The 24,703-nt window shown below is 34.8% G+C and carries 18 protein-coding genes; 9 read left to right on the forward strand and 9 right to left on the reverse strand.

Annotated elements, in window-relative coordinates; all coding sequences use genetic code 11:
- Positions 1 to 124: 124 nt before the first annotated feature.
- Entirely contained in the window at positions 125 to 1,090 is a 966-nt protein-coding gene (locus EKM00_RS07635; RefSeq protein WP_126454056.1) for a TerC family protein, read from the forward strand.
- 58 nt (positions 1,091 to 1,148) lie between these two features.
- Here EKM00_RS07635 and EKM00_RS07640 read toward each other — a convergent pair whose 3' ends face one another.
- From EKM00_RS07640 to EKM00_RS07650, 3 genes are all read right to left on the reverse strand, one after another.
- Positions 1,149 to 1,649 (reverse strand): hypothetical protein, encoded by a 501-nt coding sequence (locus EKM00_RS07640; protein WP_126454057.1) that lies wholly within the window; start codon positions 1,647 to 1,649, stop codon positions 1,149 to 1,151.
- A gap of 161 nt (positions 1,650 to 1,810) precedes the next feature.
- Positions 1,811 to 2,683, reverse strand: coding sequence for an alpha/beta hydrolase (locus EKM00_RS07645; RefSeq protein WP_126515784.1), 873 nt, complete (start codon positions 2,681 to 2,683; stop codon positions 1,811 to 1,813).
- A 406-nt stretch (positions 2,684 to 3,089) separates the two neighbouring features.
- Positions 3,090 to 6,542, reverse strand: a complete 3,453-nt coding sequence (locus tag EKM00_RS07650; protein ID WP_126515785.1) for a methylmalonyl-CoA mutase family protein — start codon at positions 6,540 to 6,542, stop codon at positions 3,090 to 3,092.
- A 240-nt stretch (positions 6,543 to 6,782) separates the two neighbouring features.
- Here EKM00_RS07650 and purU point away from each other — a divergent pair, with 240 nt between their 5' ends.
- The gene (gene purU, locus EKM00_RS07655) at positions 6,783 to 7,637 is read left to right on the forward strand and encodes a formyltetrahydrofolate deformylase (protein WP_126515786.1); all 855 of its coding nucleotides are present in this window, start codon (positions 6,783 to 6,785) and stop codon (positions 7,635 to 7,637) included.
- Between the two features lie 273 nt (positions 7,638 to 7,910).
- On the opposite strand, the gene EKM00_RS07660 is transcribed toward purU, so the two are convergent.
- Positions 7,911 to 8,696, reverse strand: coding sequence for an alpha/beta fold hydrolase (locus tag EKM00_RS07660; RefSeq protein WP_126454115.1), 786 nt, complete (start codon positions 8,694 to 8,696; stop codon positions 7,911 to 7,913).
- A 106-nt stretch (positions 8,697 to 8,802) separates the two neighbouring features.
- Between EKM00_RS07660 and EKM00_RS14800 the strand changes: the two genes are divergently transcribed.
- Positions 8,803 to 8,952: a hypothetical protein gene (locus EKM00_RS14800; RefSeq protein ID WP_199734621.1), complete on the forward strand. Its 150-nt coding sequence runs from the start codon at positions 8,803 to 8,805 to the stop codon at positions 8,950 to 8,952.
- Here the strand turns inward: EKM00_RS14800 and EKM00_RS07665 are convergent.
- The 4 genes from EKM00_RS07665 to EKM00_RS07680 form a co-directional block, all read right to left on the reverse strand.
- Positions 8,947 to 9,759 (reverse strand): ABC transporter substrate-binding protein, encoded by an 813-nt coding sequence (locus EKM00_RS07665; protein ID WP_199734623.1) that lies wholly within the window; start codon positions 9,757 to 9,759, stop codon positions 8,947 to 8,949. The genes EKM00_RS14800 and EKM00_RS07665 overlap by 6 nt on opposite strands.
- A gap of 201 nt (positions 9,760 to 9,960) precedes the next feature.
- Positions 9,961 to 10,788 carry an orotidine-5'-phosphate decarboxylase gene (pyrF, locus tag EKM00_RS07670; RefSeq protein ID WP_126454062.1) on the reverse strand — a complete coding sequence of 276 codons (828 nt, stop codon included), beginning with the start codon at positions 10,786 to 10,788 and terminating at the stop codon, positions 9,961 to 9,963.
- 173 nt (positions 10,789 to 10,961) lie between these two features.
- Positions 10,962 to 12,038, reverse strand: coding sequence for a peptide chain release factor 1 (prfA, locus tag EKM00_RS07675; RefSeq protein ID WP_126454063.1), 1,077 nt, complete (start codon positions 12,036 to 12,038; stop codon positions 10,962 to 10,964).
- Positions 12,039 to 12,739: 701 nt separating this feature from the next.
- Entirely contained in the window at positions 12,740 to 13,903 is a 1,164-nt protein-coding gene (locus EKM00_RS07680) for a helix-turn-helix domain-containing protein (RefSeq protein ID WP_126515787.1), read from the reverse strand.
- A gap of 351 nt (positions 13,904 to 14,254) precedes the next feature.
- Between EKM00_RS07680 and EKM00_RS07685 the strand changes: the two genes are divergently transcribed.
- On the forward strand, positions 14,255 to 14,554 hold the full coding sequence (locus EKM00_RS07685; RefSeq protein ID WP_126515788.1) for a hypothetical protein: 300 nt from the start codon (positions 14,255 to 14,257) through the stop codon (positions 14,552 to 14,554).
- 463 nt (positions 14,555 to 15,017) lie between these two features.
- On the opposite strand, the gene EKM00_RS07690 is transcribed toward EKM00_RS07685, so the two are convergent.
- Positions 15,018 to 16,454, reverse strand: coding sequence for a glycosyltransferase (locus EKM00_RS07690; protein ID WP_126515789.1), 1,437 nt, complete (start codon positions 16,452 to 16,454; stop codon positions 15,018 to 15,020).
- 599 nt (positions 16,455 to 17,053) lie between these two features.
- Between EKM00_RS07690 and EKM00_RS07695 the strand changes: the two genes are divergently transcribed.
- The 5 genes from EKM00_RS07695 (at position 17,054) to EKM00_RS07715 (ending at position 24,667) form a co-directional block, all read left to right on the forward strand.
- Positions 17,054 to 19,345 carry a DNA topoisomerase 3 gene (locus tag EKM00_RS07695; protein WP_126515790.1) on the forward strand — a complete coding sequence of 764 codons (2,292 nt, stop codon included), beginning with the start codon at positions 17,054 to 17,056 and terminating at the stop codon, positions 19,343 to 19,345.
- A gap of 248 nt (positions 19,346 to 19,593) precedes the next feature.
- Positions 19,594 to 20,073 (forward strand): DUF6265 family protein, encoded by a 480-nt coding sequence (locus EKM00_RS07700; protein WP_126515791.1) that lies wholly within the window; start codon positions 19,594 to 19,596, stop codon positions 20,071 to 20,073.
- 189 nt (positions 20,074 to 20,262) lie between these two features.
- Positions 20,263 to 22,410, forward strand: a complete 2,148-nt coding sequence (locus tag EKM00_RS07705; protein ID WP_126515792.1) for a TonB-dependent siderophore receptor — start codon at positions 20,263 to 20,265, stop codon at positions 22,408 to 22,410.
- A gap of 63 nt (positions 22,411 to 22,473) precedes the next feature.
- On the forward strand, positions 22,474 to 23,601 hold the full coding sequence (locus EKM00_RS07710; RefSeq protein WP_126515793.1) for a PepSY-associated TM helix domain-containing protein: 1,128 nt from the start codon (positions 22,474 to 22,476) through the stop codon (positions 23,599 to 23,601).
- A 517-nt stretch (positions 23,602 to 24,118) separates the two neighbouring features.
- A complete protein-coding gene (locus tag EKM00_RS07715; RefSeq protein ID WP_126515794.1) occupies positions 24,119 to 24,667 on the forward strand; it encodes a PepSY-associated TM helix domain-containing protein in 549 nt (182 codons plus the stop codon).
- Positions 24,668 to 24,703 lie beyond the last annotated feature (36 nt).

Raw genomic sequence — 24,703 nt, forward strand, 5'->3', positions numbered from 1 at the left:
TTACTGATATTTTCGTAAAAAAATATAATCGACAATCATTAACAACAGGAAACTTTCCATTAAATAATTATTGAAGTTACACGATCTAAAAGTATCTTTGTGCAACATTATAAATATATGATATATGATTGTCTGGATTTCTTTCTTAGTGGCCGTAATGATTTTCTTGGCTCTTGATTTAGGTGTTTTCAACAAAACGCCACATATTATAAGTTCAAAAGAAGCGGGTAAGTGGACTGCAATATGGGTTACTTTATCATTCCTGTTTTCCGGCGTTATTTATTGGCTCTACAACAATAATTATATTGCAAATCCGGATCAATTAACTCCCACAACAGCATCCATAAAGTTCATTACCGGATATTTAATTGAATTATCATTAAGCATTGACAACATCTTTGTCATAGCCATAATCTTTTCTGCTTTTAAAATTCCGCAAAAATACCAGCATCGTGTTTTATTTTGGGGAATATTAGGGGCAATATTTTTTAGAGGCTTAATGATCTTTTTTGGCGTTATGCTAATCAATAAATTTTCTTGGATGACATATATTTTTGGTGCTTTCCTGATCTATACTGCCATGAAAATGTTGTTTGGAAATGAAAATGAAAAATTTGAACCTAAAAAATCATTCGTCTATAAAAGCCTAAAAAAAATAATGCCCATATCTAATCATATGGATGAGGAGCATTTCTTTGTCAAAAGAAGACACATTACTGCTGCAACCCCTCTGTTTGTAGCTCTTGTGGTTATTGAAGTCATGGATGTGGTTTTTGCCATTGATAGTGTTCCTGCTATTTTAGCTATTACTAATGACCCCTTTTTAGTTTTCAGTTCTAATATTTTTGCCATTCTGGGATTGCGATCCATGTATTTCTTTCTGGCTAATATGTTAGCTAAATTTAGTTATCTGGAATACAGTCTAATCGCTATTTTAAGTTTTGTTGGCGTGAAAATGTTAACCCATGACATACTAAAAAAATACAATTATGAAATTCCGGAATGGATGTCACTGGCTTTTATAGCGGTGGCTCTTATAGTGGGAATTGTAGTTTCACTTAGAAAAAACAGCAAAGAGTTTGTCTCTTAAGTTTAAAGTCTATAAAAAAGGAAATCTTTCGATTTCCTTTTTTTTGATTTCTCTGGAATTATAAATTTATTTTTTGAATTCCACTTTTACTAACCTTCAATGAGGACATAACTGCATCCATATTATTTTTGTTTATTGTAGAGGCAAAATTTGCCGGTATAATTACTATTCTAAAAGTTTGATTTTGTGTCCAACTGGAATCTAAAGTATTCAGATTAAAATTAGCCGCAAGAAAAATTTTAACATTAAACCTGGAATAATCAAAATTAAAATCCAATTCGCCACCATTATTCAGATAATACGTCTGAGGCATCAATTTCCAAATATCTTCGCCATTTACTGTATCATACAAATGGTATACTAAAACGGAATCCGAGGAATAAATTGGCGGATCAAATACAACCAAGCTGCTATAATTATTATTGGAGTTGAACGAAGTTGTAACTTCATACACTTCAGTTCGAGGACCGTTATCAACGGTATCATATAGTTCTGTCACTTCACAACTTTGTAGTGTCATCATCCCGATGAAAACTAAAAATAAAGTAATTTTTTTCATTCGTTATCGTTTTATAATTTATATTAAAAAACTCTATTCATGAATTATGCCAAACTTTGTTTTCAAAAAAAAGTGCTTTTCAATTATGGAAAAAAAACTTAAATTATACCTAATAATCCTGGGCTTAAAAGGAACTAAAAAATTTTATTACTATTCAGTTATTATTTCTCCGCAACAGCGACACCATTATTGTTTAAAATTTTGCTAAAAAACAATACATGAAAAGGCAACGCATTTTCCCAATATTCCCACGTATGGGCTCCTGGCCGTTCTGTATAATCGTGAGCAATTTTATTATAAACAAGCCTTCGGTGTAATTCTCTGTTGGATTCAATCAAAAAATCATCTACTCCGCAATCTATAATCAATTCCATTTTGTTGTTTTTTATTTTATCCAACATATTCAAAACCGCATTGGAAGCATATACTTCCTGTGGCGCTCCTTGAGTCCCAAAAACAGGTTCCATTAATTTAGTAATTCTTTCCTTAGATTCCGAATTAATCATGCTTCCCATATCAACAGCGCCGCTCATACTTCCTGCTGCACAAAATAATTCCGGATGTCTTGTCGAAAGATACAATGCTCCGTGACCTCCCATAGAAAGTCCCGTAATAACACGTCCTTTTCTGTTATTTATTGTCCGATAGGTATTGTCTACTTTCTGAATTACTTCTTTTGTAATGTAGGTTTCAAACTGACTTCCCTTATTCACAGGACTATCAAGATAAAAACTGAATGTTTCTCCTTCCGGCATTACGATTATGATATTATACTGATCGGCTAAATTGTGCAATAAATTCTTATCTGGAGTTTTAGACAACCAATCATTAAAATGACCATAAGCGCCATGCAACAGATAAAGCACGGGATAATTAATCTTGCTTTTTGTATACGAACTTGGTAATACTACCGCAGCTTTATACGTTTTATTCATTGCCATACTAGGAATTTGTAATGTATCGGCTTTTGCTGCATAAGAAACTACAGTATGACCAAGAAGAAAAAATAAGAATACAATTTGAAGTTTTTTCATACTATTCGGTTTTAAGGTAAAATGTAAATATAGTACTTTAACTCGTTGGGTGTAATTAATGAAAATTTCAATTAATCTTAACAAAAAAAATGAACCACATAGAAACATAGAAAAAAAGAGTTGGACAGCCCAATTTTTGGCTTCATATAGCTATGATTTTCTCCAAAAAAGTGAAACGACTTACATAATTTTAAAATCTATTTTTCTATGTGGTTAAAAAATTAAACGCATTGGATTACACCCAACAGCTACTTTAGAATAAATGTAATAAAGTCGCAATAATTACATGAACAAAAAAAGACCTCTCATTACTGTAAGGTCTTTTAAAAAAAAATTAGATCACGCCCGCCCAAAAGCGGGATAAGCGATTCACACACTTTTTGCGATGCAAAAAGTGGTTCTCTGCTTACATATTTCTTCTGTATTGTCCACCTACTTCAAATAAAGCAGCTGTTATTTGTCCCAAGGAACAAACCTTGGTCGCTTCCAATAAATGCTCAAATAAGTTTTCGTTTTTAATGGCTGCTTCCTGAAGCGTATTGAGATGCGCATTCACTACATCCTGATTCGATTGGTGCAAATGGTTCAACATATCAATTTGGTATTGTTTTTCTTCCTCTGTGGCACGAATTACTTCGGCTGGAATTACCGTTGGAGAACCTTTAGAACTCAAAAACGTATTCACACCAATGATTGGGAATTCACCTGTATGTTTCAAAGTCTCATAATACAAACTTTCTTCTTGAATTTTACTTCTTTGGTACATGGTTTCCATAGCTCCAAGCACGCCACCACGTTCTGTAATACGGTCAAATTCTAATAAAACTGCCGCTTCGACTAAATCCGTTAGCTCTTCAATAATGAAAGCACCTTGAATTGGATTTTCATTTTTGGCCAGTCCTAATTCTTTATTGATAATCAACTGAATTGCCATCGCACGACGCACAGATTCTTCTGTAGGTGTTGTAATGGCTTCATCATACGCATTGGTATGCAAGGAATTACAGTTGTCGTAAATGGCATATAACGCTTGCAAAGTAGTGCGAATATCATTGAAATCAATTTCCTGTGCGTGCAAAGAACGTCCAGAAGTCTGAATATGATATTTCAACATTTGAGCACGCTCGTTTGCGCCATATTTATTTTTCATGGCTTTCGCCCAAATTTTACGTGCCACACGACCAATAACCGCATATTCAGGATCTACACCATTCGAAAAAAAGAAGGATAAGTTGGGTCCAAAATCGTTAATATTCATACCACGACTCAAATAATATTCTACATAAGTGAACCCATTAGAAAGCGTGAAAGCCAATTGTGTAATTGGATTTGCTCCCGCTTCGGCAATATGATACCCTGAAATAGAAACTGAATAAAAGTTCCTTACATTCTTAGTAATAAAATATTCCTGTACGTCACCCATTAATCGCAACGCAAATTCAGTAGAGAAAATGCAGGTATTTTGCGCCTGATCTTCTTTTAGAATATCAGCTTGAACAGTTCCCCGAACTTGCGACAAGGTTCTTGCTTTAATTTCGTCATACACTTCCAAAGACAAAACCTGATCTCCGGTAACGCCCAAAAGCATCAATCCTAAACCATTATTCCCTTGAGGCAAATCCCCTTGATAATGTGGTCTTTCAACTCCTTTTACTGCATATATTTTGTTAATTTTTGTTTCAACTTCTTTTTCAAGGCCATTTTCTTTGATGTAAAACTCACATTGTTGGTCAATCGCTGCATTCATAAAAAACCCTAATAACATAGGTGCCGGCCCATTAATTGTCATACTCACCGAAGTCATGGCATGAACCAAATCAAAACCAGAATATAATTTCTTGGCATCATCCAAACAACAAATCGAAACTCCGGCATTACCTATTTTCCCGTAAATATCAGGACGTACATGTGGATCATTTCCGTATAAAGTTACGCTGTCAAAAGCAGTTGATAATCGTTTTGCCGGTAATCCCGCACTTACATAATGAAAACGTTTGTTCGTTCTTTCCGGTCCGCCTTCTCCGGCAAACATACGGGAAGGATCTTCTCCTTCACGTTTGAAAGGATACAATCCAGCGGTAAAAGGAAATTCTCCAGGAACATTTTCCTGCAAACACCAACGTAAAATATCACCCCACGCTTTGTACTTTGGCAATGCAATTTTCGGGATTTGAGAATGGGAAAGGGACTCGGTATGCGTAGCCATTTTGATTTCTCTATCCCGAACTTTGAACGTATACACCGGATTCTTGTACTTGTTTACTTTCTCGTCCCAAGTCAAAATGATTTCCCAGTTGTACGGATCCAAATCCATTTTTAATTTATCAAATTGATTCAGTAAAAGATTCAAAAATATTTTATCCTCGGCAGCACCCGGTTTTTCAAATTCTAAAGCTGTTGGCAAAACTGAATCGTCATTAATTCCTGCTTTGTTTATTTCAGGTATTTTCTTGGCTACAGTTTCAATCGTTTTAAAAATTCCGTATAATTTCTGGGCAACTTCTTCTTGGCTAACCGCTGTATCATCGTATTTTCGGTTACTTTCGGCAATTTCAGATAAATAACGGGTTCTGTGTGGCGGAATAACGAAAATCTTCTCGCTCATTTCACGAGTGATTTGGAATGTTGATTTCAAATCAGAATTCGTTTTTTCATGGACTTTATCCATTATCGCTTTGTACAGCGTATTCATTCCCGGATCGTTAAACTGCGAAGCAATCGTCCCAAAAACCGGAAGTGAATCTAAATTCGCATCCCATAAATTATGGTTGCGTTGGTATTGTTTTTTCACGTCCCTCAATGCATCCAGAGATCCGCGTTTATCAAATTTGTTTATCGCTACCAAATCAGCAAAATCAAGCATGTCGATTTTTTCCAATTGCGTTGCCGCACCAAATTCCGGTGTCATTACATATAAGGATACATCAGAGTGATCCATGATTTCTGTATCGGATTGTCCTATACCTGAGGTTTCCAGGATTATAATGTCATAATTTGCCGCTTTAATCACTTGGATTGCATCGGCAACATATTTAGATAAAGCCAGATTTGATTGGCGTGTGGCCAAAGAACGCATATAAACACGAGGATTATTGATGGCGTTCATTCGGATTCTATCACCTAATAGTGCGCCACCCGTTTTCCGTTTGGATGGATCCACAGAGATTAATCCGATTGTTTTTTCCGGAAAATCAATCAGAAAACGACGTACTAATTCATCCACTAAAGAGGATTTTCCTGATCCACCGGTTCCTGTGATTCCAAGAACTGGAGTTTTACAACCCTTGTTCTTTTTTTGGATGGCTTCCAAAGTTTTAGCCGCAACATTAGGAAAATTTTCTGCTGATGAAATAATTCTGGCAATTGCTTTAGGATTTTTTTCTTCCAAATATTTGATTTCATCCGTCAGTTTATCGCCAACAGGATAATCAGATTGTTGTACTAAATCGTTTATCATTCCCTGTAATCCCATCGCGCGACCGTCATCCGGCGCATAAATACGGGTGATTCCGTACGCTTGCAATTCGGCAATTTCAGTAGGCAGGATTACTCCTCCTCCCCCGCCAAATATCTTGATTTGCCCTGCTCCTTTTTCCTGAAGCAAGTCATACATGTATTTGAAATATTCGTTGTGTCCACCTTGATAGGAAGTTATTGCAATAGCATTCGCATCTTCCTGAATCGCGGTGTTGACCACTTCTTCCACACTGCGATCGTGCCCCAAATGGATTACCTCAACGCCTGTAGACTGAATGATTCTACGCATAATATTGATTGCAGCATCGTGACCGTCAAAAAGCGCAGCTGCGGTAACAATTCTTACTTTATTGTTAGGGATATATGGTTTTTGTTGTTCCATTTTATGAATATGATAATTTAAGACTGCAATTTACAATTTTATTTTAAAAATTATCCGTTGTTACTGTTGGTTATTAATAAATAATAAAATTTTCGCCATGCAGGACAACAAATAGATTAAAATCGGGCTGTTTTTTTTAAACATAAAACAACGCTATCTAACTTTTTTATAAGCACAAATACCTTTAGTTTTGAAAAACATTAATTATTACTAAAAAACAAAGCTAAAAACAGAATGCTAATGCAAAAAATTACAATCCTAATCCATTGCAAAGATCAAAAAGCAATTATTGCTTCAGTTACAAATTATATTGCCTCCATTGATGGCAATATAATTTACCTTGACCAACACGTTGATGCCAATGAGAATGTGTTTTTCATGCGTTTAGAATGTGAATTCACTTTCAAAAATTGGAATATTGAAGCTATTAAAAATGATTTTCAAACAAAGTTGGCTTCACCGTTTAATATGACCTGGGCAATGTACACCCAAGATGAAAAACCAAAAATGGCATTATTTGTTTCAAAATACGACCATTGTTTGTATGATATTTTAGGACGCCACAGCGCTGGTGAATTGCCACTTGAAATTCCTTTGATAATAAGTAACCACAAGGATTTAAAACCCGTAGCAGATCGTTTTAATATTCCGTTTCATTATGTACCTTTTACCACAGATACGAAAGCCGAAGGCGAGCAAAAACAACTGGATTTACTGAAGCAGTATACTATTGACTTTATTGTTTTGGCTCGCTACATGCAGATTATCACCCCTAAATTAATTGCGCAATACCCGAATCAAATCATCAACATTCATCATTCCTTTCTCCCTGCGTTTCCCGGAGCAAAACCCTATCACTCAGCTTTCAAGAGAGGTGTAAAAATCATAGGCACCACCAGTCATTATGTGACTGAGGAATTGGATGAAGGTCCAATTATCGAGCAGGATATTACCCGAGTTACGCACAGTCATTCTATTGAAAATTTCATCATGAAAGGACGTGATCTGGAACGTACGGTTTTGGCAAGAGCCATAAAACTGCATGCCGAGAGAAAAACAATAGTTTATGACAATAAAACGATCGTGTTTTTATAGGCTCATTACCCTTTAAAACCTCGGTCTTAAAACAAAAAGATAACTCCAAAATTAAAACCTAAGACAGTCCATTGTGTCACTTGCTGCCGAGTGACCAAAAAGTATGCATTGAAATAAAGTAAAAAACTTAACGTATATACAACAAAGTAATAACAAAATCTTAACAGCAAAACGCCTCTGTAAGTGTGATCTTTGTAGGGTAATAAACTGGTTATTTATTATTTTGGTTTTGGTTAGTTAAAGAATTGCCTGCATTTTTCATGCAGGCAATTTTTATTTAGCAGTGTTTATAAAAGAGAGAACAGCATCGTTAAAAACATTAGGCTGTTCCACATTGACTACATGTCCACAGTTTTGTATTACAAACAACGTAGACGATTTATAATGATTTTCGACCACTTTTTTAACTGATGGTAAAAACATATAATCCTCTTCACCCATCACATAAAGCGTTGGAATGTTTAACTCAACCTGACGGAACCATTTGAGCACCGGATTTATTTCGGCGGTGAGTTTAAACCATTTGATAAATTCTTTTTGGTATAATTTCTTGGCCTCATTGATAAAAAGAACCCGAGATTGTTTGTGACTTTTTTTCGGCATGATGACAAAGGCAAAAAACTGATATAGAACCAAATAAGGCAGTACATATTTAAACAAATTACCCAATCGCATCAATACTTGGGAACGGAAATTCATTTTCAATATCGCACCACCAAGAATCATACTTTGAACTCGTTCCGGATACATTTCAGCCAATTGTCTGATGAGAATGGTACCCAATGAAATGCCAACAAAATGTGATTTTTTGATTGTGAGAAAATCTAAGACTTCCAAAATATCATTGGCCAAAGCCGAAAAAGTATATTTTTGTTTGAAAGCAGTTTTCAGCGTAGGTTTTGATTCCCCGTGACCGCGTAAATCCAATAATAAAACGTTATGCTGTTTCTTAAAATCCCGTATTTGTTTAAACCATATAGACGAACTCCCACCAGCACCGTGAACAAAAGTTACCCATTGGTCGCTGTTTTTATTTTCATAAATGGTATAATTGATCACGTCTTTTTTTTGTAAAAATAGCACATTAATTTTAAATCCCAATCTTAACAAATAATAATGCTTCTTTTGCGATTGTAAAACGTAAGTTTGCACAAAAATTACACCCATGAAAGGATTATTGAAAGAGAAAAGTGAAATAGAAGAGCTTAAAAAAGAGTACCAAAAATTATCAGAACTAAATTTCCTTATCGAAAAGTCTTCTGCTAAATCGATCGTAACAACAGAAAAATTGATTTTAGAGGAATGCGAATTATAGTTTTTGATGCATTTTTTTAAAATAGTCAAACGCTTTTAGCAATCGGCTTCCATACCAAGAAAACATTTCACCATCTACAAATACCGTTTTTGCGTGGTGTGTGTGCCTTCCTATTTCGAAAGCATCTTCCTCTTTGAAAGGATACGGCTCTGATGAAAGAAAAACCAAATCTGGGTCCCCTTCCAAACGCATTTTTTTGAGTTCAATTTCGGGGTAACGTCCAGAAGTCTCGGCATGACCTGCATATATGTTTTGAAAATGGTTTATTTTCAGTAATTCATTGATAAAATTATTAGAACCGGCAACCATAAAAGGATTTTTCCAAATAAAATATGCTACCTTTTGTTGCGGCTTATCTTTTATAAAGTTTTTAAAATCGCTCAGGGCAAAAGCCAATTTATCGTTCCATTTCTGGGCTTCGGTCCTACAATTAAAGAGCTGACCAAAGTCAGTAATCATCTGAAAATTATCTTCGATTGTAATGATATTTGTTACCCAAACCGGACAAATGTTACGCAACTCTTCCACAATCTCCTGTGTGTTTTCCTCTTTGTTACAAATGATGATATCGGGTTTCAACAATCTGATTTTTTCAAAATGCACCTTTTTGGTTCCGCCAACGATTTTCTTGGTAGACTTAAAATGATACGGATGCACGCAGAATTTGGTAATTCCGATGATTCGGTCTTCCAAACCTAAATCAGAGAGTAATTCCGTTTGTGAGGGAACCAATGATATAATGCGTTTTGGCGAAGTTTCAAAAGAATGTATTATTCCGATTTGATCGATTAAAGTTTTTTGTCTCAAGTTTAATGTTTAATGTTTAGTAAATCTAATCAAAAATTATATTTTTAAACCATTTAGAAATTTAGAAAAATTAAGGCGTAAAAAGTTTAGAGGTAAAATTTTTGATTCAAATCTTAGCGCAAGGGTAATAAGACTTAATTTCTTAATGGTTTAAAATGAAGAATGATTTAATTCAAAATGTTTTATAAAAACCCAATAACGTTAAACGTTAAACTTCAAACTCATAATTTCCTCCATTTCCTGTTGCATTTTCAACGCTTCAGCTCTTGCTTTTTCGACAAAATTAGTTCCGTTTGAAGCATAAATAATCGCTCTGGAAGAATTGATCAGTAACCCAACATCTGCATTCATTCCATATTTGCAAACTTCAGCCAGACTTCCGCCTTGTGCTCCTACTCCGGGAACAAGCAAGAAACTGTCAGGAACAATTTTGCGAATTTCAGTGAAATATTCGGCTTTTGTTGCACCCACAACATACATCAGGTTTTCGCTGTTTTTCCAGTTTTTAGATACTTCCAAAACTTGTTTGTACAATTCTTTTCCGTTTAAGTTTAAAATCTGAAAATCAAAAGCACCTTCGTTAGAAGTCAAAGCCAACATAATCGTATGTTTATTTTTGAAAGCCAGAAAAGGCTCCACTGAATCTTTTCCCATATAAGGAGCAACGGTAATACTGTCAAAATTCAAATCTTCAAAAAAAGCTTTGGCATACATGGCAGACGTATTACCAATATCACCACGTTTGGCATCGGCAATAGTAAAAATATCCGGATACGTTGAGTTGATGTAATCGATTGTTTTTTGTAGAGACGTCCATCCTTTCAAACCATACGCTTCATAAAACGCAACATTTGGTTTATAAGCCACAGCCAAATCATGCGTTGCATCGATTATCGCTTTATTGAATTCGAAAATGGGATCTTCCAATTCTAGTAGATGCTGTGGAATTTTAGTCAAATCGATATCGAGTCCTACTGTTAGGAATGATTTCTTGCTTCTGATTTGGTCAATAAGTTGTTGTGTAGTCATTATTGTGTGTTTAAACGCAAAGTTCGCAAAGTTTTTAGCAAAGATTACAATATTATTTTACTACTATCCGTTTTTAGCCCCTATTGAGCCGATATCCTCGCAGTGAAACGAAGAGATAAAGGTAAAAGCGGGAAATAGCTCCAAAAAAAGCCTCAATAAATGAGGCTTAGTTATTAATATACTTCGCTGGCTTCTTTCAGTTTTTCCATGTTGTTGACTAACGCCAACTCATCTACTATTTTCTGAATATCACCATTCATGATATTTCCTAAATCGTACAACGTCAAACCTACACGGTGATCCGTTACACGGCCTTGTGCATAATTATACGTGCGAATTTTCGCAGAACGGTCACCAGAACTTACCTGAGACGTACGCGTTGTAGCATCTTCCGCTTGTTTTTTGGCTAATTCCTGTTCGTACAAACGGGAACGCAAAACACCAAAAGCTTTATCTTTATTCTTGTGTTGTGATTTCTGATCCTGACATTGCGCCACCAATCCAGTTGGAATGTGTGTCAAACGAACCGCTGATTTAGTTGTATTTACGGATTGTCCACCAGGTCCTGACGAACAAAAGAAATCTACACGCACATCATTCATATCAATTTGCACATCAAATTCCTCTGCTTCCGGCAATACCATAACAGTCGCCGCTGATGTGTGAACACGTCCTTGCGTTTCCGTTTGCGGTACCCGTTGTACACGGTGAACACCCGCTTCAAACTTCAAGGTTCCATAAACATCCTCACCGGTAACTTCAAAAATCACCTCTTTGAAACCACCCGAAGTTCCCTCATTCATATCGACCACCGACGTTCTCCAACCTCTGTTCTCACAATATTTCGTGTACATACGGAACAAATCCCCGGCAAAAATACTCGCTTCATCCCCACCTGTTCCGGCACGAATCTCCACCATGACATTTTTGGCATCTTCGGGATCTTTAGGAATCAACATAAACTTGATTTCATCCTCCAGTTCCGGCAATCTTTCCTTAGCTTCGTCCAATTGCATTTTGGCCATTTCGGTCATATCCGCATCACTGTTATCGGCAATTATTTCGTTTGCTTCGTCGATGTTTGCCATCAAAACAACATATTCATCGCGTTTTTCAGCCAAAGCTTTTAAACTTTTGTACTCTTGATTCAATTGCACATAACGCTTCTGATCCATAATAACATCCGGCTGAATAATCAAATCCGAAATCTCATCGAAACGTTGTTTTACTATTTGAAGTCTATCTAACATTTTCTTAGTCCTTTATTTCTTCTCGTTTATATTTTGCCCAGAGGCAGAAATAACCTCTAAAGACGATTTTTTTAATTAAATCAAAATCACCTTTTGGTTAAGACTGCAAAATTACGAAAAAAGTATTCAGTTTGCAAGGTTCGTTTTTTGCTATTTCAGCAGCTATTTGTCATTCCGAAGCACGAGGAAACTCATAACTGGCGTAACCCGTGTGATCTCGCATACCAAAATTCGTTTTTAAATATTTTTAGCAACTATTTGTCATTTCGAGGCAAGAGAAATCTCATAATTCAAATGACCTATGTGATTCCTAATCATCTTATTGATATAACACGATAATCTAGAGATAATTCAACTACCAAAACATTTTCCGCAAGTGATCTGACATCGCTCTTAAAACAGCTATTACTTATTTTATTTTTAACTTTTTCAGGAGCTATTTCCTGCTATCCGCTGTATCTTTTTCTGACAAAAAAAGCCAGAAAAAGGATGCCGCTGCTATCAGGGCTAGGGCTCAAAAAAATAAATTCTTAAAGTAAATGAGTGATCCATATCTGATGGGTTTTGCATTTTATTTGAAAATAATTCCGACAGCAATCATACGTGTACGGAGTTTGTAAAACCGTTGGGGAAATTTTCGTCTCTAGTAGCAGTTCTTCTATTGTTAAAAAATGTAATGTAAGTGGTTTTAATTCTTCAATTTAGATTTCTAAGGATTTTAAATATTCTAATGGTGTCATACCGGTTACTTCCTTAAAGGCTACAAAAAATGAAGTCCTAGACGAAAACCCGGATTTCATCCAAATACCTTCCATAGAATGGAATAATAATGCGTCACTACTTAATTCCTTTTTTGCAAAATCAATTCGAAGTTCTTTTCTTAGAGTTGTAAATTTTATTTCCAATATTACATTAAAGCAATATAATACCTCTTTACTCTTTAAGTTTAATGCACTACTAATATCAGTAATAGCAAAATTAGGATTGAGTAGATTTTTTTCTTTTTTGACAAAATCTAAAATTAATGCTGCTGTAGTTATCAATGATTCATGATCATCTTTATTAAATACAACTTTAGATTTTACTTTATTAGTAAGTTTATTATCTCCGTACAATATTACTGGAAAAACTAGCATCAGTATTGGAATTAAACAAAACAACATACTTAAGATATAATTTAAAAGTAATCTTGAATTAATTATTTCCTCACTTGTTGTTAAATCATTTGTTGTGTTGTGGAAATTTAGTGTTAAATTAGTGTATCCGATCGACATTAAAACTATTATGCTATTTATTACTATCAACCATTTAAAAACAATATAATCTTGTCTTTTATCCAGTAATACTTTTTTGTTTTTCTTGTAAAACACAAATAACATTAGTAAATTATATGTAGAAAACAATAATATGTTTATAGGTCGTAATAGAATATTTATATAGCTTGGATAAAGCCAACTGGTATTAATTTTTGATATGTAATGTGGTCTGTCTAATAAAACTTGTGCAATTTTAAGTTTAGAATCGAAATCCGTAAAAAAATAAGGGAATATAGAAATTAAACTTATTACAAATGGCAAAAAATGTAAGTAATCAGTTTTACTTAATTTAGTTGTGTGAATTAAGGTGTTTCTGGTATAAAAATATAGAAATGGACCAATTAGATATCCTAAAGGTATAATATGTACCGCAAGTACAGCCAAACAAAATTGATTGGGCTCTGTAAAATTAAAATAATGCAACATAGCGATTAGGCTAATGAAAATTAAACTAAAACAGATATATAAAGAATTCTTGTTTTTATGTACATTATTGCGCAACAACAATATACACAAAATAATTACAGATGTTGAAATGAATAAAGTCATTAATTTTTAATTTTGGAGTGCAATTATACAATAATATCTTGATGAAAATTGTGAAAAAACAACAACAGCAGTTCAAAAAATAAAAAAAAGAACTAAGATAAAAAATTAATTCTAAAATTAATTTCCACTTCTGTTTAAAATTCGTGATTTTTATTTTAAAGTATTGATAGTCAATATTTTATTATTTATTTAATAAGTATTTATTTAAAAAATGTAAGTGTTTATTTAAAAATATGAGTTCTGTAAAATACATTTTAGTTCAAAAAATTCAAAAGCGAACTAAAAAATATTGCAGATTATTTTAATATTAAATATTGCTTGTTATTTTTGATTTATTAAACCCAAATAAACATGCATATTTTAAAGTACGTTATTAACGAAAAAAAAATACCCGTCATTTTTAGTAAAGATATTCCGCATTGCGATGTTATGTCTGATGTAATTTCTGCGGGTTTTTTGATAGTTAAATTTGAAATGAATCCACAAAAATTTGCAGTAAAATGTTTTGGTGAAAGTAGCTCGTTAAATAAAAAAAAAGGTGAGGAAGATGAAACCTTGATTGAAAATTATCTTAACAATCAATTTTGCTCTATCGTAAATCTAAAAAAAGATAGCTCCGAAGTGTCGGAAGAACAAACGAGAAGCAAATAAAACAATAGATAAAAAGGATGAGATTGCTTCATTCCACGCAATCACGTAACGCAATCGCAAGGGAACAAACTCAAAAGCAGCAAAAAAGCACGAACCAGATCACTCAGACACCCACAATCGTTAGTGCGGTTTTGAAGACTGTGCTCACAACAGCTAGGATTACGTGCGTGGTACGAACAGTAAAACCTGTATTGAGCAGCCTGTCCCGCTTTTACGGGAAAACCGATTGTACGTCCGGTAACATTATGTACTTATCGTAAAGATTTTATAAGTATTGTTAAGAGAATTTTGTTCCTCTTTCTTTGTGGAGTGGTTTCAGCTTGGTTTTTTAGTGTTTTCTTTCACTCTTGAACACCGATTCGCTTATCCGATTGCTTAAGTAAAAATGATCAAGCAAAAAAAACAACTCGAAATAGCTACTACATATTTCAAGTCGTTTTATATTTAATTTCGGAACAATGACTTATTTTTTTTGGGACAAACCTCGTGTTAACCATCCACTTTTATTAGCGGTAAAAAGAGCATAAGGCAATATCCAAAACAAACTAAAGGTATAAAAAATACTATAGGAATAGGCCCAAAAAGACTCCCTTACCGAATAGCGCTTAGCATAAAATAAAGCCGGAAAACTGGATAAAATCAATATTCCTAGTAGCGTAGAACTAATCAGCAATACCGGATGCGTAACGATTAGAAACACCATAAATAGCAGAAACGGAATAGCCATTATGATTTTTAGCGACTGATTTAAGAACAAAAGTCTGGTTCCGAATTTTGGTCCCTTTCTAAAATTCTTAAAAACATATTTAGCCATCATAATATTTTCACGAACATTACTTCTGCCCCATCTTATGAACATTTTATACAAACCCGTATATTCTTCTGGTACGTTAGTCAAAACCAATGCATTGCTTTGAAATAATACCTGAGACCCTTGTTTTAGGATCATATTCGTCATCGCTCGATCCTCGCCAATATCAGATGGGTTTCCCATAAAGGTTTGGTTAATCCATTCCGGAAGACAAGCAAGCACTGCCGATTTACGATAAGCGGCGGCGGCTCCCGGAGTACATAAAACAGATCCCAAACTACTTTCTGCAGAGCGCATGAATTCAAAACTCATTACGAAACTCACATTTAACATTTTAGGTATAATAGCCTTTTGGTTATTCAATACATGAACATTTCCGGCAACAGCACCACATTCTTTATTAATGATAAACGGACTTACAAGATTGCGCAAAGTATCTACTTTGACAATTGAATCACTATCTACTGTTACAAAGATTTCTCCGGTACCCATTTCAAATCCACGATGTAATGCCTGACGTTTTCCTCGGTTTTTAGGTTGCTGATAAATGGATAAACGATCCCCTAATCTCAATTTAGCTTGCTGCATCCAGTACCACGTATCGTCGTTACTACCATCATCAATGGCAAATAGCTCCAATTTATGTTTCGGATAGTCACTTGCAGCTAAGCTGATCAAGGTATTCCAAACCAGTTTTCCTTCATTATAAGCAGGAACAATCACAGTACAAGTAGGCAATAATTCGTCCGTAACGGATTCGATAGGTTTATAAGTGAAGTGGTGGTATAGGTTGTATACAAAAACACTTCCGTAAAAGAAAAACAGTACGGTGGTCAAAATCAGAAATGATAGTCCCCACGCAGAATTAACCCGGTCAAGATGTAGGGCTTCAAAATCAGATTGCAAATTATAGACCAGCAATGCTCCAGCTATCAGTAGTAAAAAAGTGCCCAGCAGCACTGAGACAGCTGACAGGCTGCTGTTTCTCTTAAATCGTATCATTAGTGATCTTAAATTAATTCGAAAAACGGAACTGATATCAGGACTAGGAGCATAAGTTTGTTTTAAAATACGTGTTTCATTTTTCATAATTGTATTGCTAAAAATTATAGGTAATTGATTTTTATTAAAATTGCCTTATTCATTTTCAATTTATTTACAGCTTATGCAAATAAACAATTCATTAAAATGGACAGAAGCAATTATATAGTTCGATTTAGCAACACTTGTTCCAATTTTATTTGTAAATGATAATCAATAGATTACGAAAAAAAATAAAAAAAAAGTGAGCAATTATTACACAATTTAAATTTATTTACACAACTATTTCCCCACTAAAACCTCGTTATCACAAGCTTTCTACTCTTGCACACAAACAGATATAAATGCATAAAATATTGCAAGACCGGAACGCTTATCTCTGCTATTACTAGAAAAATCTGTTTCACTATTTTATATTTTTTTTTCGTTATTATGAAAACAAAACGAAATCTTTAGCCCTGATGGAAGCGGCATCCCACGCTTTTTAGCGTGGATACAGCGGACAGCAGGAAGATGGGTTCTTGAAAAAACGCCATTCGTACTGCTCCTAATAAACAGCACGTCCTAACCGTTCATAACTCCACAAAATTTCTTTTTAATACCAATTTCTAAATTCCTACTTTGCACCCTTAAATCAGTAGGAAAAAATGAAGGTCTGTATTGCCGAAAAACCAAGTGTCGCACGCGAAATCGCATCCGTTTTGGGAGCTAATACCAAGCATGACGGATATTATGAAGGCAATGGTTATGCGGTCACCTACACTTTTGGGCATTTATGCACACTAAAAGAACCTAACGATTACAAGCCCCATTGGAAAAGTTGGGATTTGAACAATCTGCCCATGCTTCCCGACAAATTCGAAACCAAAGTGGTCGAGAATTCGGGGATCCAAAAGCAATTCCGAATCATAAAAAGCCTTTTCGACAAAGCCGAGTTGGTCATCAACTGCGGGGATGCCGGGCAAGAGGGTGAACTTATTCAACGCTGGGTGATGAACGAAGCAAAGTACAAAGGTGAGGTACAACGCTTGTGGATTTCTTCCTTGACCACCGAAGCCATAAAAGAGGGTTTCCAGAACTTGAAACCATCTGCCAACTATGATAATTTATACTATGCAGGATTTTCTAGAGCCATTGGCGACTGGTTACTGGGCATGAATGCCACGCGCTTGTACACCGTAAAACATGGCGGATACAAACAAGTTTTGTCTATTGGCAGGGTGCAAACCCCAACATTGGCAATGGTTGTGGACCGATTCAAGGAAATCGAGAATTTCAAACCACAACCGTATTGGGAGTTGCAAACTTTATACAGAGAAACGCTTTTCAGCTATGAAGAAGGACGCTTTTTGAAAAAAGAAGATGGCGAACTCTTGGCCAATAAGGTCAAGGAAAGTGAGTTTGAAATAGTTTCTGTCGAAAAAAAGAATGGCAATGAGTTTGCCCCAAAACTATTTGATTTAACAGGATTACAGGTGTATTGCAATACCAAATTTGGTTTTACGGCAGATGAAACGCTCAAAATTGTCCAAACTTTGTACGAACAAAAAGTGGTCACATATCCCAGAGTTGATACGACGTTTTTGCCCAATGATGTTTATCCAAAAGTGGCTGGGATTCTGAAAAACTTGACAAATTATACTGCGTTGACGCAACCGCTTTTGGAAATAAAGATAAAAAAATCGCCCAAAGTTTTCAACGATAAAAAAGTTACGGATCACCATGCGATTATTCCAACGGGGATTCAATCCAACTTGCAATACAATCAGCAGCAAGTATATGACATAATTACCAAGCGATTTATAGCCGTGTTTTATGACGATTGTTTGGTTGCCAATACAACCGTTATTGGGAAAGCAGCAGATGTAGCCTTCAAAACGACGGGAAAAGAAATCCTGAAAAAGGGATTTCGCGTAGTCTTTGAAGACCCAAACGCCAAAGAAAAAGAAGCCGATATTTTACCGAGTTTTGTTGTAGGTGAAAAAGGGCCACACGAACCCTCGTTTTTAGAAAAGGAAACCAAACCACCGAATCAGTTCACCGAAGCTACTTTATTGCGCGCTATGGAAACTGCAGGTAAGCAAGTAGACGACGAGGATTTACGCGAATTGATGAAAGAAAACGGTATTGGGCGTCCCTCCACGCGAGCCAATATTATTGAAACGCTGTTTAAACGCCAATACATCATTAGGAACAAAAAACAAGTATTGCCTACACCTACGGGAATTCAGCTTATTGACACCATTCAAAATGATTTAGTAAAATCAGCTGAACTCACCGGCTCTTGGGAAAAGCAGTTGAAAGATATTGAAAAAGGAACTTTTACAGCTGCTGCGTTTATTAAGAACATGAAAAACATGGTAGAAGCTTTGGTCTATGAAGTGCGAAGTGAAACCAGACGTGCCAATATCTCGCATGCGGGAAGCATTCAAAAAGAAGTTGTTAAAGTCGAGAAAAAGAAAGCCGCGAGAATTTTGGCGGAAGCCTGTCCAAAATGCAGAAAAGGAACACTTATCAAAGGAAAATCTTCCTTTGGATGTACCAATTATAAAGCAGGTTGCACGTTCCTATTGCCTTACACTTTTGCAGAGAAAAAAATATCCGAGAACCAATATTTGCGATTACTACAAAAAGGATCTACTGTAAACTTAAAAGATTTTAAAACTGATGCCGGCACTGTGGAAGGTTTACTTCGTTTTGACGAAAATTTCCAACTCAAATTAGAAGCCAAGAAAGCTTTAAAAAATGTCATTCCGGACGAATTAGCCTGTCCGAAATGCAAGAAAGGAACGGTGCTAAAAGGAAAAACGGCTTATGGCTGCAGCGGTTATAAATCAGGCTGTGATTTCAAAGTACCTTTTGATGTGGTCAGAGCAAAACTGAAAAATCAAAAACCAACTAAAGAATTGGTTTATATTATTTTGAATGAAAGTGTTTAAATTTTGTTTTAACCATATAAGTCATAAAAGAGAGATATTTTGTCACATTGGCTGAAGAGAACGTAAGTTAAAACATTCTTTATGAACTATGCGACTTTCCTTAAATGAACTGTTTTGTCCTTAATTCTATTCAAATTAAAAACTTATATGACTTATATGGTAAACCTTTGATTCCAAAACTAAAAAAGTGACGTTATTCTATTTTTTATTAATTTAGCAGTTCAAAATAACACCAAATATTTACACCAATGTTTCAAAAAACAACTCTTATATTACTTTTGTTAACCATTTTTTCCTGCAAAGAATCGGATGCAAATGAATTAGAAAAAATGAAAGCCGCCAATTGGATTTTAGGAAATTGGGAAAATAAATCCGTTGATGGAAATCTTTCTGAAACTTGGAAAAAAGTAAACGACAGTACTTTTGAAGCGCAGTCCTATTTTATCAAAGAAAAAGACACCTTGCATTTTGAATCTATTATTTTGCAACAAAAAGGAGAAGAATTAACGTATTCAACTATGGTAAAAGGACAAAACGAGGAAAAAGTAGTCGCATTCAAGTTGACAACGACAACTGAGAAACAACTGGTTTTTGAAAACCCGAAACATGATTATCCTCAAAAAATTATTTATAGTGAAATCAATCCAGACAGTATAGTGGTAAAAATTTCAGGAATCCAGCAAGGAAAACCCAGTTCCGAACAATATTCAATGAAAAAAATCAACTAAAATTTTAACATTTTACTTCCAATCAAAACCTTGCTCGAAATAAGCAAGGTTTTTTTTATGCCGTTAAAAAACTGTTTTGCAGTGGAATAAAAATTAATTTTAAATATTATCTATAATTAGTCTAAATAAGTTTTGTTAAGAACAAAAGCACTCTTATATTTGCAACTTATTTTTAATTAATCTAAATAAATGAAAAAGATACCTGCCTTTTACCTGTTCGTTTTGCTTTTTGGAATAACGGTTACTGCTCAAGAAAAGAAAGAGCAAGAAAAAGATACCTTAAAAACATTGAAAGAAGTGATTATAAACACCAACAAATACAGGTATAAAAGAGAAAAAAGCACCACCGTCTCTAAAATGCCTTTGAATAATATTGAAAATCCACAGGTGTACAATACAGTTACCAGCGAGTTAATGAAAGAACAAGTGGTTACTAACTTTAGTGATGCGCTAAAAAATGCAACTGGAATCACGCGTCTTTGGGAATCAACCGGGCGTGGCGGCGATGGCGCTGAATATTTTTCCATGAGAGGTTTTTCAGTTCAGCCAACAATGATCAACGGGCTTCCCGGAATCAACAACGGAAGTATTGATCCGGCCAACGTGGACAATATTGAAGTGATCAAAGGACCTTCAGGAACATTATTTGGCAGTAGTTTGATTTCATACGGAGGTTTAATAAATATTGTAACTAAAAAACCTTATTCAAGATTTGGTGGAGAAATCAGTTATAATGCAGGATCGTATGGTATGGATCGCCTTACTGCAGATGTAAATATCCCGCTAAACACGGATGTTTCCGTACGAATCAATACAGCCTACCAAAAAGAAAATTCGTTTCAGGATGCCGGTTTTGGCAAATCCTTTTTCTTTGCGCCTTCCTTGAGTTATAAAGTTAGTGATAAACTTTCGTTCTTGATCAATACTGAATTTACAAACCGAAATTCATCAAATGCCCCGATGCTTTTCTTGAACAGAAATTCCGCTCTATCATTTGATTCGATGGAATTATTCGAAAAAAACTATACAAAATCATTCACTTCAAACGAGCTGTCCATCAGCAATCCTACTTATAATTTACAGGCTCAAATGTTTTATAAAATATCGGATCAGTGGACTTCGCAAACCGTATTATCCAGAAGCAACAGTAAAACAAATGGGTATTATTCCTATTTATTTGATGCATCAAACGGAAATGATTTTACACGATTCATTTCTAAAAGAAACGGAGAAACTTTAGCAACGGATATTCAACAAAATTTTATTGGAGACTTTAAAATTGGAAACTTAAGAAACCGATTGGTTGCCGGTGTTGATTATTATAAATCAAATATTATAAACGGGAGTACCGGTTGGGTTGGAAACGGAATTGTCTCCTTAATCGATGGATCAGATACCGGAGATTTGACCCAAGCGGGAGTTGATAATCTTTTAGTAGATTCGTTTGACGGAAATTCAACTGCTGAAGTTGAGGTTATTAGTGCGTACGCCTCTGATGTGTTGAATGTTACCGATAAATTATCGGCAATGATCAGTTTGCGCGTCGATCATTTCAAATCGAAAACAGCGACCGAAGAAAACAGCCAAGCAGCCGTTTCTCCAAAATTCGGTCTGGTTTATATGTTGATTAAAGATAAAGTTTCGGTTTTTTCAAATTATATGAATGGCTTTGTAAATGTAACGCCACGAGAAGTTTCTGAAGTGGATGGTTCTAATACAAGAATGGAATCTTTTGATCCGGAGCAAGCTAATCAATATGAATTTGGATTAAAAACAAACTTATACAAAGACATCATTTCGGCATCGATTAGCTACTACAACATTGATGTGAAAAACCGATTAATGACGGATCCAAACAATATTAATAACGCAATTCAGGGCGGTGAAGTCAACAGTAAAGGAGTTGAAATCAGTTTTACGGCAAACCCAATGAAAGGATTTAATGTGATTGCCGGATTCAGTAATAACAAAACTGAAGTTACAAAAGACAATCCCGGTGATGGATATTTAGGATTAAGACCTGAAGAAGCCGGACCAGAAACGCTAGTAAATTTTTGGGCAAATTACACGTTGACTTCCGGGAAATTAAAAGGATTCGGTCTTGGATTTGGCGGAAACCATGCCAGTGAATATAAAACGTTGAACAGAGCGAATATCGGAACGTTTGCCTTACCAAGTTATACCATATTAAATTCGGCTTTGTCGTATTCAAATGATAAATTCAATTTAGCTTTAAAATTAAATAATATATTAAACGAAAAATATTATTCAGGTTGGTCTACTGTAACTCCACAGCGATTAAGAAGTGTAACTGCCAGTTTGACATATAAATTTTAAGATTCCTAATTCGTTTTGTCTAACTAAACTCCTCTTTTCCTGGAGGAGTTTAATCCATTTATAATGAAAAATAACACCTTAAAAAAAGCAATCCTAAAAATCCATCTTTGGCTTGGCTTATCCTCAGGCGTACTTGTTTTCATAATTGCCATCACGGGAAGTTTGTATGCCTTTCAGGAAGAAATACAAGATTACACCGATGAGTACAGGTTTGTTACAAAACAGGAAAAACCATTTCTATTACCTACGCAATTGGAAGAAATTGCCCGAAAAGAAATTCCAAACAAAGTGTTACATGCCATAAAATACAATGGTTCTGTCAAATCAGTGGAAGCTATATTTTTCCATTACGAACCTTCCTATCATTATATTGTGTACCTCAATCCGTATACAGGTGAAGTCCTTGAAAAAACCAATATGGAAGATGGGTTTTTTAACTTTATTCTTGACGGTCATTTTTATCTTTGGCTGCCTCATGAAATCGGACAAACCGTTACGGCATCGGCAACTTTAGTATTTTTGATTCTGCTGATTACGGGAATGATTCTTTGGTATCCGAAAAATAAAAATGCTGCCAAACAACGGTTTTGGTTTAAATGGAAAAAAGGATTAAAATGGAAACGTAAAAACTATGACTTGCATAATATTACTGGCTTATACGTGCTAATAATAGCCGTTATTTTTGCAATTACGGGTTTAGTCTGGGGTTTCCAATGGTTTGCTTATTCTTATTATACGGTTCTTGGTGGAGAAAAATCATTGGTTTATGAAGATCCTATTTCGACTATAAAAACAAAAAAAGTAGATAAACCGCTGGATCAAATTTGGACTTTGATGCAAAAAGAATATCCAAAAGCAAAATCTATAGAAGTGCATCCACCGGAAAGTGCCAGTTCTTCTATTGCTGCAAATGCAAATCCTGAGGAAGGCACCTATTGGAAAATAGACTACCGTTATTTTGACCAATACAACCTAGAAGAACAAAAAGTCGATCACCTTTACGGAAGGTATAAAGAAGCTAAAATTGCCGACAAACTGCTGCTCTTGAATTACGACATTCATACGGGTGCCGTTTTTGGAATAGCCGGAAAAATATTTGCCTTTTTAATCAGTTTACTTATTGCGAGTCTTCCTATAACCGGATGCTATATTTGGTGGGGAAGAAACCGAAAATCAAATGTTAAAATTTAATATTTTGATGGCGATAACTGTTACAAAAGAAAGTTTTTTTTTAAAAACACTATTATTCAGGAAGCCATAAATTATTTTAATTTACTATTCATCATTTAATTAAATAATTTTTGTTGAATGAAATTCTGATTCTACATTTGCATTGTTATTTTTATTCTATCCAAATAAATAATTATGAAAAATAGTTTAATACCCGTTTTGACTTTTCTGTTCACCAAAAAAGACTTTGCACAAGAAACACCTGACACAACTGAAAATTTCTAAATCTTTTGGTACAAGCGGCAGTCTTGTAGTAGAGGATATTTTAGCAAGAACATCATAGCATACAGCCAATTTGAGTTTTTTTTTGCAGATTTTCAAATAATACAAATGTTTTGAATTATACCGTACATGAAAATTATAGTGTAAACCCAACAGCCCCCCGTCAAGTGATGACCAGCTTAAAATATAAATTCTAATTAAACCTTTTACCAAATAAAAAGTCTGATTCATAATTCAAAACCTAAAATTCAAACCCATGATGAAAATAAAAGCAAGAAATTTACACCGTGATTTAGGGTATTTCTATATCGGATTAATTGTTTCTTTTGCCCTCTCAGGACTTATGATGAACCACAGAGAATACTGGCATCCAGAAAAATACACTACCGAAACAAAAGTTATTCAAGTAAAACTGCCTGCTGAAAGTGCTATTAATGAAAAATTTGCTGAAGATTTAGGCAAACAATTGGGCATCGATGATAAAATGAGACGTCAAATGGTAAAAAAAGGAACCTTTAAAATTTCTTTTGAAAAACACGATGTCGAAATTGACCTGAAAACTGGAAAAGGAGAAATTGTTTCCTTCTCTAAAACGCCAATTATCAGCCAAACGATGAAATTGCATAAAAACACCTCTAATTTTTGGATTTATTATTCTGATATTTTTGCGATCAGCTTAATCATTATTGCCTTAACAGGAACGGTTATGATTAAATCCGGAAAATTCAGTTGGAAAAACAGGGGTTGGAAACTGGCCGTTGCCGGAATTATATTTCCGTTATTATTTTTGTTTTTATTTGGCTAAATTTCTGCTTCAACCCTGCTAAACTAAGTTGACATA

Origin of the sequence: Flavobacterium sp. RSP15 (assembly GCF_003968755.1) — a bacterium.
GTDB lineage: Bacteria > Bacteroidota > Bacteroidia > Flavobacteriales > Flavobacteriaceae > Flavobacterium.